Genomic DNA, 18019 nt, shown 5'->3' on the forward strand with positions numbered 1-18019 from the left:
TGGACCATGAAACTCAAGAAAATTAGCGTAGTCACAATGGCTGCGTTATACGCTACTGGGTTAGGGACGTTAGTCGCGGACCCTTTATCCATAGACACCACTAATGGTGGTAATAGCGAGCTTATCGGAATAAAACTCACACCAGAGCAAATCGAACAATATAAAAACAAGCCAAAACATCCTGGTGTTAATCAAGGTAACCGCCCTGGGCAAGTTGGCATGAACGTACATCGTGCGGCTAAAGGCAGCAGCCATAAGGCGCCTTTCGTATGGGAAGACGAGATTGAAGGGGAGCACACCTACATCATCCAGTTGATGGATGCACCGATTGCATTGTATCAAGGTGAGCGACCTGAGTTCGCCGCGACCTCTCCTCGTAGCCAACAACCATCGATGCGCAGCAGTGAGCGCTTCGGTACACTCGATGTTAAAAGCCCGGCAGTAAAAAGCTACCGTAGCTACCTAACTGAAACCCAAGACTTAACAGCAAGTAAAATCAGAATGGTCGCACCGCGCGCCGAGATTAAGCGACGCTTTAATATTGCTTTAAACGGTATGACGATGACCTTAAGCCAGCAAGAAGCGGCTAAAGTGGCAGACTTGCCAGGCGTTAAAGTCGTGAGTCGTGCTAAAGAATATAAGCTATTTACTGATGTAGGCCCTAAGCACATTGGTGCTGATATGGTTTGGCAAGGCAGTGGTGTCCCCGATGGCGTAGAGATGCGCGGTGAAGGCATCGTTGCCGGTATTATCGATACGGGTATTAACTCGGATCACCCATCATTTGCTGCAGTAGCAGGCGATGGTTATGTACATACAAACCCACTGGGCAAAGGCGAGTTTGTCGGTGACTGTGTTGAATATCCAAACATGTGTAACAGCAAACTAATTGGTGTACGCTCATACGATATCATTACCGATACCTTTAAAGATCCAGTATTCCAGCCAGATATCCCAGAGTGGGAAGCTGACTATAAACGTGCCCCCAATGGTGAAGATTACAACGGTCACGGCTCACACACAGCCGGTACCGTAGCGGGTAATGTACTGCACGATGTAGCCTACCAGTTAGCAGGAATGACTGAGAAATCAGATGGATTTGATACCCCATTAGTCTTCCCTGAAATTTCAGGTGTAGCCCCTCGAGCCAACATTATTGCTTACCAAGTATGTTACCCAGGTGGTGGTTCATTTGGTGAGACCTTTGGTGGTTGTCCGGGTGATGCACTGGTTGCAGCGATTGAAGATGCGATTGTTGATGGCGTTGATGTTATCAACTTCTCAATTGGTGGCCTTGAAAGCTTACCTTGGTACGATGCGATTGAAATGGCTTTCCTATCAGCACGTGAAGCGGGGATCTCAGTTGCAGCATCTGCAGGTAACTGGGGCCAATACGGACCATCATATATCGACCATGTCTCACCTTGGTTAACTTCTGTTGCAGCGAGCACTCACGGTCGCCAAATTGAACCAGTAGCTGGCCGCATTGGCGACTATGTTGGTGCTGGTGCACCTGATGATATTGAAGGTTACGGTATCACCGGTGATTTTACGGGTAACTTAGTTGATGCTGCGAATTTTGGTGATGAACTTTGTTTAGAGCCATTTGCTGAAGGGACGTTTACAAGTGACGATATTGTCCTGTGTAAGCGTGGCGATATAGCCCGCGTACAAAAAGGCGTTAACGTTGCTGAAGGTGGTGCTGGCGGCGTCATCCTCTATAACGCTATCTCTTGGGATGATGGCCGAGGCGGTAATAGCCTTAATTTAAACCCCTTCCCTATTCCTGGTATGCATGTCGATATGGCATCAGGAAATTCACTTGTGGATTGGGTCGCAAACTCAGAGTCTGCACCTCAGTTAAGTATCTATGCTTCAGAGATCACCACGACTGAACGTGAGGCTGATATATTAGCTAACTTCTCATCACGTGGACCAAGCACCACAAATCCAAATACTATGGTGCCCAACGTATCTGCACCGGGTGTAGATGTATTTGCCGCCTACTCAGATGAGATGCCATTTAGCTTGTACCCTGCGCCAAGTGACTATGTTGCAATCAGCGGTACGTCAATGTCTGGCCCCCATGTTGCGGGTGCATTAGCACTACTGACGCAGGCCCATCCTCAATGGACACCTGCGATGATCCAGTCAGCACTAATGATGACTGCACAATCAGGTAAAGCCTACAACAATGATTACCCTGCAGAGTTGGAAACAGCAAGCTTCCATCAAATGGGTAGCGGTGTCATCAATGTGGCTAGAGCGGTAAAAGCAGGTCTCGTCATGGATGAGAACGGTGACAACTATCGTGCAGCTAACCCTATGGAAGGCGGCGATGTAACCGCACTCAACGTACCTTATTTGGTTGATGCTGAATGTCAAAGCACCTGTACTTGGATGCGTACTTTTACTGCAACTAAAGACGGTGACTGGGACGTAAATGCAGAAGTGTTAGCGATGGAAGGCGCGCCGTTCTTGCAGCTAGAAGTCTATCCGCAGAACTTCTCTATTCTGGCAGGCGAAAGCCAAAGCATCATGGTGACGGCAACGGTATTAGACGTGACTTCGGTAAACGCAAGTTCAGCTAATCTTGATGTCTTCGGTAAAGTAAACTTAACCCCCGCTGATAAATCCATGCCAGATCAGTATCTGCCGGTTATTGCCCGCTTTAGCGGCTCAAAATTACCAGAAATGGTGTCAGGTATTATCCACCGCGATAACGGTACGATGCTCACTCCAGAGTTGATGACTAACGAGATTGCAGAGCTCAATGTTAAGGTTCACGGTCTCACAGCAGGTGATGTGGTTGAGCATCAGCTTAGCGCCGCTTATATCGATATTGAGGACCCTAGCACTCTGGTCGACAACTCAGGTATTAAGCTGCACTTCTTCGATGTGCCTGAAGGTACAGCTCGCATAGTATGGGAGCAAGTCTCTGAAGATAAAGCCGCTGAGACATCGTTAGATATCGGCATGGACCTCAATGAAAACGGTTTGGTTGAATGGTATGACGAAGCAATTTGTTATTCATTTACCGGTCTTCAAGAGTACTGCGCAATTAATAATCCAGTGCCAGGTCGTTATTGGGCCATGCTTGGTAACTTCAAACGTCCTTGGAGCGATGAAGAAGATACCTTGGATAACATTGTCACTAGCTTAGCGATTATTCCAAGCGTTGATAATGGTTCAGTGACTGTCACTGGTCCACAAACAACCAACGGTATCGATCCATATAACCTTAACATCAACTGGTCATTAAGCGATGCTAAACAGGGCGACCGTTTCTATGGCTTGGTTGAAGTCGGTAACAGTGCTGAAAATGTCGGTAACCTTGGAAAGATGGCGCTAAATCTAGTCCATGCGGGTGATGATGTAATGGTTAGCACCAGTCAGCAGCAAGCTAAAGAGGGTGACATTGTTCAAGTGAACGTAATGATGGCTCCTAACATGCTTGGGCTTGAGCGTGACGTCAATATGCAGTTAGAGCTCCCTGAAGGTCTACAGCTAATAGCGGACTCAGTTACTGCTAGCGGTAATAATCTCGACTTAACCGATAACCTTACGGTTGAAGGCAATCAAATTAGTCTTGCTACCATGCAGCCAGCCAGTAACACACAGGCACGAGAGTATCAGTTTACCACCAGCGATGACGACTTAACGTGTCGCATTCCTGTTGGCTCAAACCCTTACTATCTCGACTTGTTTGAGGAAGCATACATCGAACCTGTATTTGCTATTGCAGGTCGTGCAAACGAAACACTCACCATTCCGTTAAGTGCTTTTGGTGTCGATAGGATCCCACTTTATAATAACAATCCAGACTTTATGGAGAAGGACACCCTAACGATTTCACCAGCCGGTTTCATCCAGCTTGATAGTATGCCGCTATTCTGGCCACTGCACTTCCCAATGGACGAGCAGTTCTTCCCAGATACAGTGATTGCTCCACTTTGGCGTGGTGACGGTATGATTATGCCTGAGTTCAATATGGAGACAGAAGCCTACGACGGTGTATCACTGGCATCAACTACTGACGGTCGTTACTTGATTGTAGAGTGGGACAACATGCGCCAAGAGTTTGCCTTTGGTGTTAACTTTGACCCTGACTATGACGCTCGTTATAGCTTCGAGCTGTTAGCGTCTACCGAGCTTAACTTTGCCGCGGGTGAGCATGAGTTCATCTTTGCCTACGACACTATGACAGGTAAAAAATCGCACTTAGGCTCAATTGGTCTGCACGGTTTCCATGGTCCTCGTGGCACCTTCGGTCCAGCTTATGGCTATATCGGTGATAGCTTCGCCTTCAACGATGTTGACGAGAAAGTCTCTGAAGGTTTAGTGGTATGTGCCAACTACTTTGGTCCTGAGCAATCAGCCGTTGAGCTGTCATTCTCAGCTCGAGTGGGTGCTACCGCTGTGGGTCAAGATCTACAAATTGCAGTCGATAGCGACTACACAGGTAGTGATAGCATCACAACAACCGCAGCGCTAAAAGTACCAACCAACCTTGCGATTGGCGCCTTGAATAACATGAGTGTTGATGAGAACGCTAGCATCAGCTTTGAAGTCATGGTTCAAGATAAAGAGAGCACAGCCAATGGAGTTCAAGTGTCTGCTGAGCATGTAACCGCAGTCGTTGAAGGCAATATGGTGACGTTAACTCCAGAAGAAAATTGGTATGGCGAAACTGTGGTAACCGTAATGGCACACGACTTAGCCTTCCCTAATGACGCTGCACAAACGAGCTTCACCCTAACAGTGAACTCTGATGGTACAGAGCCAACTCCGCCACCAGCGGAAGAGACTCCAGATGAGCAACCTGAGTCAGATTCTAGCGGTGGTAGCTTAGGCTTCCTAGGTCTTGCTCTACTTGGTCTGCTTGCGACAGGTCGCAGAAAACAGCGTTAACACAGCTGTTCGACCAAGCGCTTTTACGAGCATTAAGGTTAAGTAATAGCAGCAATTGTTTTCACAACGCTTAACCTTTTTTTGGGCCCTCACTAGAGGGCCCTTTTTTTACGTATAGTTGTGTAGTTACGTCTAGTAATGAACTATTAAGCGTTACTTTACTGACTTAACTTCAGCATAGGTAACCGTTAAGTTCTGAAATCAACCTATTAAAGTCGCCTTGCTGACTTTTACTGCCTTAACTTAACTGATTTACATAACTGGCTTACTTAACTGATTGAGTCTCAACATCGGTTAAGTAGCGCCACTCGCCCAGCCCAAGACTTGGGTCAAGTTCAATTGCGCCAACACTTTCGCGGTGAAGTTTAGTCACTTTATTACCAACGGCTGCAAGCATACGCTTAACCTGATGATACTTACCTTCAGTAATCGTTAAGCGCGCTTGATTAGCACCTAAAATCTCAAGTACAGCAGGTTTAGTCAGGCCATCTTCATTATTAAGCTGCACACCGTCGCTAAACTGCTGCACTAAGTCATCAGTTAACGGCTCAGCGGTTTCTAATAAATAGCGCTTAGCGCATTCTTTCTTAGGAGAGGTGATCTTATGCGACCACTGACCATCGGTAGTGATCAGTACTAGACCCGTAGTATCCGCATCAAGACGCCCAGCAATGTGTAAGTCTTCAGGGCGAATAACATCCAGCAGGCTTATCACCGATGGGTACTCTTCATCTATGGTTGAGCAGATCGTATCAACAGGTTTGTTAAGCATGATAAAGCGCGGACCAATGATGGTTAACACTTCACCGTCAAGACGGATCTCATGTTCATCGGTAACTTTAAAGCCCGAGTTTTTAACCACTTCGCCATTACAAGTCACATCACCACGATGTAGGGCTTTTTTAGCAGAAACACGAGAGTGTGAAGTCGATTCACAAATAAATTTATCTAAACGCACAGGCAGAACTCAGCTTATATAACCATAATGGCCGACATTATGAGGCCAGCGCCGCCAAAGGGCAAAGTTTTGCTTAAATCAACAGTCACTCAACGCTTATCACTGCAAGGACTTCAGCATGAGAAGGCGAGCTTATAGACCTAGAACCTAGGACCTAGGGCAAAGCTTATACGCTAAATCTTTGTACTCAGGCTATTTGATAAAAAGCACTTTAATTTCAATCCAGGAAACCTTTTCTTACACATGTTTACCCAATAATCCCCATAAGTTTACAGAGCGGGCTTGTTCGTTATACGCTAAAAACCTTAACATACGTAACTCAATGTAATTCATGCTGGCTTGATAAAAGCGTGAGTGCAGAGCTTACTTCTAAAAAAACAACAAATTGACGGTATAGATTAAGGAAGAAAAATGAAAAAAGTACTCGTTGGGGGCTTATGCGCTTCCCTTATCGTTGGCCTCAGTGCGTGTAATAGCGAACCGACTAATGTTAAAACACCAGATACAGGTAAAACAGAAGCGGCCGTAGCGGTAGAAAAAGCCCTCACTTCTGGCATCGACTTTGCCAACTTCGACAAATCAGTTCGTCCACAAGATGACTTCTACTCGTACGTTAATGGTACCTGGGTAAAAGATACGGTTATTCCAAGCGATCGCACTAGCTCTGGTGCATTTTACGATCTACGTGAAAAGTCACGTGATGATGTAAAAGTGATTATCGAAGAAGTGGCTGCAACCCCAAATCTTGCAGCCGGTAGCGACGAGCAGAAAGTTGCCGATCTGTATAACTCATTTATGGATGTCGAGACGCTAAATAAACTGGGTGTAACACCTATCCAAAGCGAGCTTGAAACCGTTAATGCCATTAAGTCAAAAGATGATCTAGTGACTTACTTTGCTCGCAGCCAAATTAACGGTAGCGGTACACCGATGGCATTTTATATCAACGTCGATGCCAAAGACTCAAGCCGTTATGCCACCCATATCTGGCAATATGGTCTAAGCCTGCCAGAAAAAGATTACTACCTAAACCAAGATGAGCGCTTCGTGAACATCCGTAAAGCGTATCTTGAGCACATCGAAAAAATGTATACCTTAGCTGGCCTACCCAATCCAAAAGCCAGTGCTGAAGCGATTCTTGCACTTGAAACTGAGATAGCTAAAAAGCACTGGGACGTGGTTGAAACCCGTGACAGCACTAAGACGTATAACAAATACCAAGTTAAAGATTTAGCTACATTGGCACCCGACATTAACTGGGACGGCTACTTAGCAACACTTGGCGCCGACAAGCAAGCTGACATCATTATCAATCAGCCTAGCTATATCCAAGGTCTAAATGAAGTCATTAAAGACACCGATCTAGAAACCTGGAAAACCTACATGCAGTGGCAAGTGCTGACTCACGCAGCAAGCAGCCTAAGCGAAGCTATCGATACAGAAAACTTCGAGTTTTTTGCTAAAACGCTTAACGGCCAGCAAGAGCAGCAACCACGTTGGAAGCGCGGTGTGTCGTCGGTCAATGGTCTACTCGGTGAAGTGGTTGGTAAGGTGTACGTTAAGCGCCACTTTAAACCTGAAGCAAAAGAGCGCATGCAAGTGCTGGTTGAAAATCTACGTGGCGCCTATGGCAATAGCATTGAGTCGCTAGAGTGGATGAGCGCAGACACGAAAGTCGCAGCCAAAGATAAGCTGGCTAAATTTGATCCCAAGATTGGTTATCCAGACCGCTGGGAAGATTACAGCAAGCTGACTATCAAAGCTGACGATTTATATGGCAACAACCAGCGCGCAAGCAAGCTTAGCCATGAAAAAGAATTAGAAAAACTCGGTAGCCCAATTCGTAAGTGGGAATGGCACATGACACCGCAAACCGTCAATGCTTACTACAACCCAACCATGAACGAAATCGTATTCCCTGCCGCTATTCTTCAGCCGCCATTCTTTAACATGGAAGCCGATGACGCAGTAAACTACGGTGGTATTGGTGCGGTTATCGGTCACGAAATGGGCCACGGTTTTGACGACCAAGGTGCTAAGTTTGACGGCGAAGGTAACATGCGTGATTGGTGGACAGAGCAAGACTTAACTGAGTTTTCAGCTCGTGGTAAGGCGCTTGTTGACCAATACAATGACTACGCTGTATTTGACGATCTCAACGTTAACGGTGAGCTGACTCTTGGCGAAAACATTGGTGACCTTTCTGGTGTCACTATCGCGTACCGCGCTTATAAAAAGTCGCTTAACGGTAAAGAAGCCCCGGTGATTGATGGCCTAACGGGCGATCAGCGTTTCTTCATTGGTTTCAGCCAAATTTGGCGCGCCAAAATCAAAGAGGAATCTATGCGTAACCGCGTAGCAACTGACCCACATTCACCAGCACAGTTCCGTGCTCTAGGTGCCCTATCTAACATGCCTGAGTTCTACAGCACTTACGATGTTAAGCCCGGTGATGCGATGTACATTGCACCAGATAAGCGCGTAAAAATCTGGTAGTCAAACTTTAGGTCCTAGGTTCTAGGAAATGCCAAGAAAGGTCCTAGGAAAGCAAGAGGCGTGTGGCTGTTGTAGGTCGGGCTTTAGCCCGTCAAGCTCCTGCTTCTGCTAGCAAGACCATTCTAGGTCCTAGGTCCTAGGTCCTAGGTCCTCCAAATAATAAAAACGAAAAAGCCGTTGATGTCTCATTTCATCAACGGCTTTTTCGTTTATTGTTACTTTTCAGAAGCGACAGCTCACACTATGAACAAATGTTAATTTGTCATTCAGCATAGCTTAAGCATTTGCCAGTTAGATTATGGGTACAGCCACAAACTAGGACTGCCATGAACCGGATATTACGGACTTTTTTCATATTCTTACTGCTACTGTCGACCCGTTCAGCTTTTGCCCATACTGTCGAGCATAGTCAAAACAATACCAAGGATAACGGTAGCTACGCCGCCAAACTGGCTTTTTCTAAAAACATCGATGGGCTTACCGCGATTCAGTCTATGCAATACCAGGTGCCTAGACAAACTAGCGCCGATCTCGACACCCTCTATAGCCAAGCCAATCACGCCCAACAAGAGCTGAGCCAGTTGCTTAAACTGATCACCTCACAATCTCAAACCCAATCAATATTGGCCGATATTAAGAGCCGCGAAAGAGCGCAGACCAAGGTACAAAACAAACTTGGTAACGACGCGAGCCAGCTCACCGATATCGTAAGAGCGAGTATCGTCAGTAACGACATCCATAACTTGATGCAAGCATTTGCCTTACTCAAGTCTGACAGCGAACTTATCCAGGTTAAAAACCGCTTTGCCACCCCAAAAGAGTCTGGCTACCGTGACCTTAACCTACTGATTAAACTCCCTCAGTCACAGATGATTGCCGAAGTGCAGCTGCACCTTGCCGATATTGCCGATATTAAAAGCGGCGCCGAACATAAGGTCTATGAGCAAGTGCAATCTATTCAAGCCTCTGCCATACAGCAGCAACGTGATTTAAGTGAGATTGAAAACGCAAAAATCACTCAGCTGCGTCAAGAGTCACATAAGCTTTACCACAAAGCATGGCTAAGGTATAAGCGCAGCGACCAAGCTAAAGTTATCGATGCAGTAGCAGCATAAAACCTCGATAAACCGATTCAACAAGGCCCGCTAACACGGGCCTTTTTTTTGTCCTCATCCCGCGGTGAACATCACCTAAATCCCAAAGTCATAAGTGCATTTAATTACTACTGTAACCTGCACTTCCAACTGATTTGGAGTTATACTCCGCTCCAATAATCTATACACCCAAATATACCCAAGACCTTATGAACGATATCATTGAGCAACTGCAAGAGATGAGTGAAACGGTACCTGTACCGTTAGAGCTAGCGACGTTTGAGCAAATTGTTGAAGTGGAAGAAGAAATTCTTATCCCACTGCCTATGGAGCTGAAAGAATACTTACTCCACGCCAGTGATGTGATTTGTGGCAGCCTAGAGCCTGTCACCGCAAGCGACCCCAATTCGCATACTTACCTGTCAGAAGTGACCTCTTATGCTTGGTCGGTCGGCCTGCCGCGTGAGTTTGTACCGATTTGCCAGCAGGGCGATAACTTCTTCTTTATTAGTCAAGAAGGTCAAATTCAGCTGTGGCAAGATGGTGAAATCGACGAGGAAGAAACCTGGGAATCTTTTTGGGACTGGGCCGAAGATGTATGGATGCGTAGCTAATAGCCATCGATATCGCTAATACGCCATCACAACAATTTTACTAAGGAAATATCATGTCTAAACAACTTGGTTTCAATGCCATTGAAATGCAGTACCTTCGTCACTCTTTGGCGTTAACCACAGCTCAAGTTGCCGAAATTGGCAAAGTCAGCGAAGCCGATGTGATTGCCTGGGAAGCCGGCGAAAAACCTGCTCACATGCCAGTACAAAAGAAGCTAATCGAAATCGATGAAGCCATAGAGATGCAAGTACTCAATACTTGTGATGGTATTGAAGAGCTATTCAAGTCAGAACCAAAGCGTACCTTAAGCTTTGTGGTATACCCAACTCAGGCACTTTATGCCCAGTACAACCCTGAGTTTTTAGGTACTCTTCCGTTAGCAGAGCTTTATAACACCTCAGCTTGGCGCATCAAGAAAGAATGTAAGCTAATGCTAGAAGTCGATGTGGTATTAGTGCCATTAGACTTTGAATCATATAAAGCGTACCGCGACAAAGATGGCTTAAAAGAGAGCCGCGAAAATCGCGCAAAATGGGCGAAGACGCAGTTATAAGCTTTAGATCCGAGGTACTAGGAAAGGCAAAGAAAGGTCCTAGGTCCTAGGAAATGCAAAAGGCAAAAACGATGAAAGCCGAAACGGATAAAGCCGGTTAAAAGCTGTGAACAACAGTGTTTGTTGTAGGTCAGGCTTTAGCCCGTCACGCTGTTGCTTTTCCTAGCAGGGCGGAGCCCGTCCTCGAAGCGAAGCGTTCTAGGTACTAGGTACTAGGTACTAGGTACTAGGTACTAGGTACTAGGTACTAGGTACTAGGTACTACATTAAGAAAAGCATCCACTTTATTCTATATAATGGATGCTTTTTTTGTGCTTAATTTTTAGTTTAAGCAGGGGTTAAGCTGCGCCAGCTTCCTCTTTTGCTAAGCCTTTGGCCATGGCTGGACGTGCGGTGAGTCGATCGCGATAGGCAGCAAGCTTTGGCGGAATATCTTGCTCAAATCGCGTTGCCCATAATAAGGTGTGCCCAAGTAAAATATCGGCAACACTTAGCTTATCCCCCAGCAAAAACTCGCTATCGGGTAACCACTTCTCAGCTATCGCAGCAGCCTTATCAAACTCCCACTTTGCTACCGCTAACATCTCGGTTAAACGCTGAGCTTCAGGTAAGGCAAACTTATGCTTACCCATGGTCCACAAAGGCTGCTCAAGCTCACTAATAATAAAGCTAATCCACTTATGGTGTAGTCCTGACTCATGGCTGCCCGCTAACGGCAATAACTTCCCCTCACCGTATTTCTCGGCCAAGTAGAGCACGATTGCTGCAGACTCGGTTAATGCAAAACCATCGTCTTCTAAGGCGGGGACTTTACCGCAAGGGTTAACGGCCAAAAACGCGGGATCACGCCCATCGCCATTCACAAAGTTGATATATTGATATTGCCACTCTAAACCGAGTTCCTCTAGCGTCCACGACACTCTTAAAGAGCGACTACGGGGAATGCCATATAACTTTATCATCGTGCGCTTCCTTAACCTGATAACAACTGAATAAATAGAGCCCTTAAGCTACTGTGAAGCAGTAAAAATAGAAACTAGCACTTTGTTTCAAAATAAGTCAGTTTCAAAATAGGCTTCAGAATGAGACGGCTTCAAATAAGCTCATTTCAAAATAAAACAGGTTAATAATATAACAGTTTCAAATCAGCTGTAATTTTGCTTAAGTAATGGATGAAATAAGAACATAAATTACAGCAATATAAAATAAGATGAAAATAATGAGACTAGTGTGATAAGCCTTTTACAAGAGATCTCTGATACTCTCAAACGCATTGAAACCAATAGTAAAAGTTAGAGACTAACACCAGGATCTGAACCGATAACTTGAGCTAGAGATAAGAATCAGCTTCATAACATTGCCTATAACAATAAAAAGATATTAAACATGAGTCATAACAGCGCGGCACTAACAAACCAAAAAATGAAATTACCCACACTACTGAACGCCATGGGACCAGGCCTGTTAATGGCCGCGGCAGCCATTGGAGCCTCACATCTGGTCGCCTCAACCCGAGCAGGCGCAGAGTTTGGTTGGCAACTGGCCTGGGTTATTTTAGCCGTCAATCTGCTTAAGTACCCATTTTTTGCGGCAGGAGCGCGATACACCAGCGCCACTGGCGAGAATTTATTGCAAGGTTACTTAAAGCAAGGACGCAAGTATCTGCTGGTATTTACCGCGCTCAATACTATCGCCGCCATCGCCAGTACCGCAGGCGTTGCGATGCTAACCGCCGCCATGCTGACTCAATTTATCCCTTTGCCCATAGATATTCTGGCGCTACTGGTATTAGTCTCCAGCCTAGTTATTCTAATCTTCGGCCATTACGCCTTGCTGGATAAACTCACCAAAGTCATTATGCTGGCGCTAACCCTTACCACCTTAATTGCCGTTGCACTGGCCTTTAACGCACCAGCAATTGTTAACCCAGAGTTTGTGCCTCAATCCCCCTGGCAATGGGCTTATATCGGCTTCCTGGTCGCCATGATGGGCTGGATGCCAGCGCCGATTGAAGTCAGTGCTTGGAACTCGCTTTGGCTAATAGAAAAACAAAAGTTATCTCCAGTGACCAAAGAGCAGGCACTGTTTGACTTTAACTTTGGCTACTTAATGACGGCGCTACTCGCCATAGTCTTTCTCGCCCTCGGCACTTTAGTTATGTACGGCAGTGGCGAGCAATTTTCGGCATCCGGCGCTAAGTTTGCCAGCCAATTAATCAACCTTTATAGCCAGGTGATGGGCAGCGAAAGTCGCTATCTCATCGGCACTGTGGCCTTTTTATGTATATTCAGTACCACAGTGACGGTGATAGATGGCTATAGCCGCACCCTCAACATGGGTTGGCAACTGCTGACTCAGCAACAAGATAGTGAGCGACGGTTTAATGGGGTAATGCTATCAATCAGTGCTCTGGGCTTAATTATCATATTGTTTTTTAAAGGGGCTCTACTTCCTTTACTGGAATTTGTTATGATCCTCGCCTTTATGACAACGGTCGTTTTTGCTTGGCTTAACTATAAGTTGATGATCAGCACAGCACTGTTACCAGCAGACAGGTATGGTAGCGCCATGAGAGTGCTCTCATGGCTAGGCTTAACTTACTTAGTAAGCTTTGCCCTGCTCTTTATCTATTGGATGCTAACAAAATAACGTACACGGACACCTACACCTCAAATGCACCTAATAACAAAAACACTTATAGGCACAGTCGTGGTTGGCTGCTGCCTTTGGGCAGCAAACAAAGCCAGTGCGAATCGAATGGCCAGCAGCGATATAGCCAAGCAATTACCAACCCTTATCGCACAAAATGAGCGCCCGTTTAGCGGCATCATCATGCTCAAGCGTGACAATCAGCCGATATTTACTTATATCTCGGGTGATGATGTTGAAATTAACTCAAGCTTTGTCATTGCCTCTTTATCTAAGCAAGTCACTGCGGCGTTAATTTTAAAAGCGGTGGATGAAGGCTTAATAGAACTAGAGAAAAGTGTCAGTTTCTACTTATCAGAAGACACTAACCAGACCCAACACTATATCCCCCCGAGCATCACGGTGTCGCAGTTACTGAGCCACACATCCGGTCTCGTCAATATCGGCGAAGCGCCCCGATATAAGCCCGGAAGTCAGTTTCAATATTCTAACTATGGTTACGCGCTATTAGGTGAGTTACTGGAAACCGTTTACCAAAAACCTATTTATCAACTGATTAACCAGCTCAATGAGCAAACTAAGCTAGATGGCCTGTATGCCCAAACGGGTGGTATTAGTAGTATTCAAGCCAAACACCCAAGCTTGATCCTTGGCCAAGTCGAAGAGCTAGGGCAAAGTAGCGATGGTAAAAGCCATGCTCACTACACTCAAGTCGATTTAAACATCGATAATCAATTGGTCGCTTTTGGTGGCATGATTGCCTCGGCAGAAGCGTACAGTCAGTTTCAGCATGCCCTGTATAGTGGTAATTTGATCACTGCCAACAGCCTTAAGTTAATGACCTCTCCTCAAGCAACCCGCAACCACAGATGGGGCGTCTTAGAATACGGTTATGGCATTCAAATTAGCCGAGACGAGCAGTTAGTCGAATACAGTCACAGTGGTTACCTACCCGGTTATGTGAGCCTTGCGGTCTACTACCCTAAGTCAAAGGTGAGTCTGCTTATCTTTGAAAACACCTCGTGGGATCTGAGCGATAGCCAAAGAACTTTTGGCTTGCATGACGACATTCGCAACAGCATTCGCAGTAAATTGATTGCAATGGAAAACCGTCCAGTCGAAAAACTCTATCAAGCTGGCATATCCGCAGTAGAAAATGCCTTATCGGCTAAACCTGAACCAAAATCAGAACCCGAACCAAGACCTGAAACTGCACAGCTTAAGAGTGCAGAGTAATTGCTATTGAAGAGTTAACTTCTGCTATAATAACCGCCGATGATCGCGCAGCCGCGCGATCCCATAGCTAGAAGAAATCAAACTTATGATTAACAATGATATTTTACGTAAAGTTCGCTATATCCTCGATTTAAGCAATGCAAAAATGATCCGTATTTTTGCCAAAGCTAAGCACGAAGTGACTCAAGAAGAGATCATCGACATGCTAAAAAAAGAGCATGAAGAAGGTTATACACCTTGCAACGACAAAAACATGTGTCGTTTCTTGGATGGTTTAGTGATCTACAAGCGTGGCCTAAAGCCTGGCGCAGAAGTACCAGAGCCATTATCGCAACTGACCAATAACCTTATCTTTAAAAAGTTAAGAGTGGCATTTGAGTTACGCGAAGAAGATATCATTGAAGCGTTAGAGCTTGCTGAGTTCAACATGACTAAGTCAGAGCTAGGCGCACTATTTAGAAAGCCTGGGCACAAGCACTACAAGCCATGTGGTGACCAAGTGCTGCGTAACTTCTTAATGGGCTTATCACTCAAGCACCGTCCAAAAGACGCTGAATAATAGTTACGTTCACTCGTGATCAGAAAAGCACTGCCAGCGGCGGTGCTTTTTTTTTAAAGAAGGTACTAGGAAGAAGATCCTAGACTCTAGGGCGCTACGCTACGAGGGCGGGCTTCGCCCTGCTAGAAAGTGCAAAGGCTTGACGGGCTAAAGCCCGACCTACATATCTTAGGCTCTAGGCTCTAGGCTCTAGGTTTTAGGACCTAGGACCTAGGAACTAGGACCTTTCTCAGCCTTGCCTATTTTTTCCGTAAGCGCAGCGTTCCGTAGTGACGTAGTCACGTTCCCTAGGCCGCAGGCCGTTCGGCTGTTACCGTCTTTGCTTTCTCCGTCTTGGCTTTCATCGTCTTTGCTGTTTGCCTTTCCTAGAGCCTTCACTTTTCCCATATCTAAAAAAGTTAGCTTAATTCGGCCGCAACCGCTAACAAAGATCACGCTTTGTGTTAATCTTCCGTGATTCGCATCACCTGTCATCCAACTAACAAAAATAAAGAAAAGGTTTCCAATGGACGATAATAAACGCCCGCTCTATCTTCCTTTTGCTGGTCCAGCCATTCTTGAAGCCCCTTTGATCAACAAAGGCAGCGCTTTCACCGACGAAGAACGGATTTTTTTCAATCTTGAAGGCCTACTGCCGCACGTGATTGAAACTATTGAAGAGCAAGCCTCACGCGCTTACGACCAATATAAAAACTTCAGCAATGATCTCGATAAACACATCTATCTTAGAAACATTCAAGATACCAACGAGACCTTGTATTACCGCCTAGTACAAAACCATATTACCGAGATGATGCCTATCATCTATACCCCAACTGTGGGTATGGCCTGTGAGCGTTTTTCTAAAGATTATCGTCGTAACCGTGGCCTATTTATCTCTTACGCCAATAAAGACCGTATCGACGACATTCTTAATAACTCGACTCGTCAAAAGGTTAAAATCATCGTTGTGACCGACGGTGAGCGCATCTTAGGCTTGGGCGACCAAGGCATTGGCGGCATGGGGATCCCGATTGGTAAGCTGTCACTTTACACCAGCTGTGGTGGCATTAGTCCAGCTTACACCCTGCCAATAACCTTAGATGTGGGTACCGATAACCCGCACCTGCTTGAAGACCCAATGTACATGGGCTGGCGTAACCAGCGTATTGGCGGCGAAGAGTACACCGAATTTGTCGAAGCCTTTATGCAAGCCGTTCACCGCCGCTGGCCAGATGCACTGATCCAGTTTGAGGATTTCGCGCAAAAGAACGCCATGCCACTGCTAGAGCGTTATAAAGATCAATACTGCTGCTTTAACGATGATATTCAAGGCACTGCGGCTGTAACCGTTGGCTCGCTTTTAGCAGCATGTAAAGCGGCAAACACTAAACTTAGTGAGCAGCGCATTACCTTCTTAGGTGCAGGCTCTGCAGGTTGTGGTATTGCCGAGGCAATCGTGGCGCAAATGGTGTCAGAAGGCATCACTGAACAACAAGCGCGCAAGCAAGTGTTTATGGTTGATCGCTGGGGCATGCTGCAATCAAACATGCCTAACCTTCTGCCGTTCCAGCAAAAGCTAGCGCAAAACTGTGATGATATCGCTAATTGGGATAACTTCAGCGACAACATCTCACTGCTGGATGTGGTCAACAATGCCAAGCCTACAGTATTGATTGGCGTATCAGGTGCCCCCGGTTTGTTCACCGAAGAGATCATCAAAGCGATGCACAGCCATTGCAAACGCCCAATTGTGTTCCCACTGTCGAACCCGACTAGCCGCGTTGAAGCCACACCAAAAGATATTTTGCATTGGACTCAAGGTCAGGCACTTGTCGCGACAGGCAGCCCATTTGAGCCCGTAGTTGTTGACGACACCACCTATGAAATCGCTCAATGTAATAACAGTTATATCTTCCCGGGTATTGGTCTTGGCGTATTAGCTTCTGGGGCAAAACGTGTCAGTGATGCCATGTTGATGGCATCGAGCCGCGCGTTAGCCGAGTGTTCACCATTAGCGCTTAATGGCGAAGGTTCGCTACTTCCTAAGCTTGAAGACATTCATATGGTGAGTAAGCGTATTGCGTTTGCGGTGGCCAGAATGGCGATTGAAGAAGGTCATGCTTTAGCGACAACCGATGAGCTGTTGACCTATGCGATTGAAGAGAACTTTTGGACAGCAGAGTATCGTAATTATAAAAGAACGGCTTTTTAAGGTTCTGCTTCGGAACCTTAACTAACGAAGTTTGAGCAATCAAGCTTCGCTTGACCTTTAAGTTAGACTTCGTCTAACAACTAAAGTCGTGAGCTTCCAGCTCACACACGGGCAAGAGGGGATCAACAGCAATCCCCTCTTGCATCTCCCCTGCCGCCCCGACGAAGTTACATGCCTTAGATACGGGCCTCATACTCCAATAAAAATCGCCTAACGGCTCAGATGGGACATCCATGTCCCCCCGAGCCTGAACCATCATCCATGATGGCTCCACGGCATTTTCATCAGCGTACTTCGGCAACTTCGATGGGGAATGGGTGTTTTCTGTAAGTTTCGCAACTCACTTTTGCCCCAAAGTGAGTTAGCCTTGGAATGAAGGCTGATTACATTTTTTGTCTGTATCCTTGCTATGGGTTAGCCCATTTGAGCTTTTAGCTAAGTAGCTATTAATCGCCTCCAGCGGGGTATGTGCAGACACTGCCGTGACACGCTGCAAGTCCTTCCCTGGAAGCTCGGCCATGACGTCCATGTCATGGACGGTCACGGCCGTGTCTACACCTGATAATAGGTGTACTCAATTTAGGTTGGTGTTGCTTGATGTCCAACACGGAAATGCCCCGAAACTACTTAGATTAAATACTCAACATAATTCAGAGGGCGTGTATTTACCCTACTAAAACTGACCCGGTTGAGTTGATAACTTAGCATTCCCGTTATTAGGCGACATCTTGCAGCCTAGCTCCCCTTTATGTGG

Annotated in this window: 11 protein-coding genes; 9 read left to right on the forward strand and 2 right to left on the reverse strand. The window is 46.1% G+C overall.

What is annotated here, in order from left to right; all coding sequences use genetic code 11:
* Nucleotides 1–6 precede the first annotated feature (6 nt).
* Nucleotides 7–4911, forward strand: coding sequence for a S8 family serine peptidase (locus tag ACVBIK_RS07315; protein WP_447164607.1), 4905 nt, complete (start codon nucleotides 7–9; stop codon nucleotides 4909–4911).
* A 265-nt stretch (nucleotides 4912–5176) separates the two neighbouring features.
* On the opposite strand, the gene rsuA is transcribed toward ACVBIK_RS07315, so the two are convergent.
* Complete coding sequence (rsuA, locus tag ACVBIK_RS07320; protein ID WP_447163942.1) at nucleotides 5177–5869, reverse strand: 16S rRNA pseudouridine(516) synthase RsuA; 693 nt, start codon at nucleotides 5867–5869, stop codon at nucleotides 5177–5179.
* A gap of 411 nt (nucleotides 5870–6280) precedes the next feature.
* Between rsuA and ACVBIK_RS07325 the strand changes: the two genes are divergently transcribed.
* The 4 genes from ACVBIK_RS07325 (at nucleotide 6281) to ACVBIK_RS07340 (ending at nucleotide 10627) form a co-directional block, all read left to right on the forward strand.
* Nucleotides 6281–8365 carry a M13 family metallopeptidase gene (locus tag ACVBIK_RS07325; protein WP_447160752.1) on the forward strand — a complete coding sequence of 695 codons (2085 nt, stop codon included), beginning with the start codon at nucleotides 6281–6283 and terminating at the stop codon, nucleotides 8363–8365.
* Between the two features lie 326 nt (nucleotides 8366–8691).
* Nucleotides 8692–9480, forward strand: coding sequence for a RelA/SpoT domain-containing protein (locus ACVBIK_RS07330; RefSeq protein WP_447160751.1), 789 nt, complete (start codon nucleotides 8692–8694; stop codon nucleotides 9478–9480).
* 188 nt (nucleotides 9481–9668) lie between these two features.
* Entirely contained in the window at nucleotides 9669–10073 is a 405-nt protein-coding gene (locus ACVBIK_RS07335) for an SMI1/KNR4 family protein (RefSeq protein WP_447169386.1), read from the forward strand.
* A gap of 53 nt (nucleotides 10074–10126) precedes the next feature.
* Nucleotides 10127–10627, forward strand: a complete 501-nt coding sequence (locus ACVBIK_RS07340) for a DUF4447 family protein (RefSeq protein ID WP_447169387.1) — start codon at nucleotides 10127–10129, stop codon at nucleotides 10625–10627.
* A gap of 338 nt (nucleotides 10628–10965) precedes the next feature.
* Here ACVBIK_RS07340 and ACVBIK_RS07345 read toward each other — a convergent pair whose 3' ends face one another.
* On the reverse strand, nucleotides 10966–11589 hold the full coding sequence (locus ACVBIK_RS07345; RefSeq protein ID WP_447160748.1) for a glutathione S-transferase family protein: 624 nt from the start codon (nucleotides 11587–11589) through the stop codon (nucleotides 10966–10968).
* Nucleotides 11590–12013: 424 nt separating this feature from the next.
* Between ACVBIK_RS07345 and ACVBIK_RS07350 the strand changes: the two genes are divergently transcribed.
* The 4 genes from ACVBIK_RS07350 (at nucleotide 12014) to ACVBIK_RS07365 (ending at nucleotide 17265) form a co-directional block, all read left to right on the forward strand.
* Entirely contained in the window at nucleotides 12014–13276 is a 1263-nt protein-coding gene (locus ACVBIK_RS07350) for an Nramp family divalent metal transporter (protein ID WP_447163944.1), read from the forward strand.
* Between the two features lie 24 nt (nucleotides 13277–13300).
* Nucleotides 13301–14512 carry a serine hydrolase domain-containing protein gene (locus tag ACVBIK_RS07355; RefSeq protein WP_447169388.1) on the forward strand — a complete coding sequence of 404 codons (1212 nt, stop codon included), beginning with the start codon at nucleotides 13301–13303 and terminating at the stop codon, nucleotides 14510–14512.
* An 85-nt stretch (nucleotides 14513–14597) separates the two neighbouring features.
* Complete coding sequence (locus ACVBIK_RS07360) at nucleotides 14598–15071, forward strand: DUF1456 family protein (protein ID WP_447160745.1); 474 nt, start codon at nucleotides 14598–14600, stop codon at nucleotides 15069–15071.
* Between the two features lie 505 nt (nucleotides 15072–15576).
* Nucleotides 15577–17265, forward strand: coding sequence for an NAD-dependent malic enzyme (locus tag ACVBIK_RS07365; protein ID WP_447169389.1), 1689 nt, complete (start codon nucleotides 15577–15579; stop codon nucleotides 17263–17265).
* Nucleotides 17266–18019: the final 754 nt, after the last annotated feature.

This window comes from Shewanella sp. 125m-1, assembly GCF_052977065.1.

Coding starts and splice junctions, on each gene's coding strand:
- ACVBIK_RS07325 (WP_447160752.1), top strand. CDS start 6,281: ATGAAAAAAGTACTCGTTGGGGGCTTATGCGCTTCCCTTATCGTTGGC.
- ACVBIK_RS07350 (WP_447163944.1), top strand. CDS start 12,014: ATGAGTCATAACAGCGCGGCACTAACAAACCAAAAAATGAAATTACCC.
- ACVBIK_RS07355 (WP_447169388.1), top strand. CDS start 13,301: ATGCACCTAATAACAAAAACACTTATAGGCACAGTCGTGGTTGGCTGC.
- ACVBIK_RS07345 (WP_447160748.1), bottom strand. CDS start 11,589: ATGATAAAGTTATATGGCATTCCCCGTAGTCGCTCTTTAAGAGTGTCG.
- ACVBIK_RS07360 (WP_447160745.1), top strand. CDS start 14,598: ATGATTAACAATGATATTTTACGTAAAGTTCGCTATATCCTCGATTTA.
- ACVBIK_RS07330 (WP_447160751.1), top strand. CDS start 8,692: ATGAACCGGATATTACGGACTTTTTTCATATTCTTACTGCTACTGTCG.
- ACVBIK_RS07335 (WP_447169386.1), top strand. CDS start 9,669: ATGAACGATATCATTGAGCAACTGCAAGAGATGAGTGAAACGGTACCT.
- ACVBIK_RS07340 (WP_447169387.1), top strand. CDS start 10,127: ATGTCTAAACAACTTGGTTTCAATGCCATTGAAATGCAGTACCTTCGT.
- ACVBIK_RS07365 (WP_447169389.1), top strand. CDS start 15,577: ATGGACGATAATAAACGCCCGCTCTATCTTCCTTTTGCTGGTCCAGCC.
- ACVBIK_RS07315 (WP_447164607.1), top strand. CDS start 7: ATGAAACTCAAGAAAATTAGCGTAGTCACAATGGCTGCGTTATACGCT.